The organism is Alcanivorax sp. HI0083 (assembly GCF_001635175.1).
Window position 1 is genome coordinate 1 of the sequence record NZ_LWFX01000481.1, and the last position, 816, is coordinate 816.

At 62.9% G+C, this 816-nt stretch carries 1 pseudogene; it reads right to left on the minus strand.

Features of this window, described 5'->3' with window-relative positions:
* Window positions 1-286 precede the first annotated feature (286 nt).
* Window positions 287-816, minus strand: a pseudogene (locus tag A3754_RS04945) (hypothetical protein); the annotation flags it as partial.

Here is an 816-nt window from a genome sequence, read left to right on the forward strand (position 1 = left end):
GCACTTTGACGATTTCTCGGTGACCGACGCCCTGGGCAATATTTTACCCACCACCAGGATGACGCCGGTGAACCCGGGCAATTGCGCCTGAATCTGCACACCGGGCAACACCAGTATCGCCCCCAGCCCTGCCTGGCCGGCTGTGAATTCCCGCAGTTCGATCACCGCTACAGCGGCCGGCCCAGCCGTTACCTTTCCCTACCATATTCCCCATGGCTTTCATTGGGGCCGGGGTAAGCCGGCAACGGCTCGCGTTCCAGGGCAACATTCTACGGAGACACCAGCGTCAGCGAATGATGCTGTCGCGCAATAGCGCTCGCCACAGGCTTTCCTCGTCACCGGCGGACAGAGTCCACAACCACTGACCCCGGTTATCCAACGCTTCCAGGGCGGTAACCACCTGCCCATCGCCGGGCTTGCGCAGCCGCCACAGGCTGTCCATCTTTGCCATGTCCAGCGACACCAAAGCGCCGTTATGGGCCAGATGGCAATGGCTTCCCTGCCAGCGAGGCGACGACCAGGGCGCGGTCATGCACAGGCGCACCCCCTGATTGCCCACACACAGGGTCGTTACCGTGTCCCGCACAGCCGCTTCTGCCAACACCGCCGGCAATGTTTCCACCCGCACCTGGCAGGCAAAGCTGTCGCGCACTGAGCGGTACAAGACGTCGCGCTGTTGAGCACAGCGCTGCAATAATCCGGCAAATTCTTCGTCGTCCGTGCTGCTCGCCCAGTCACGCTCCAACTGGCTGAGCGAACCGAGCTCACCCGCCACCCCGCGCGGCAACACCGACGGCAGGTTGAGGGTTTGCTGAT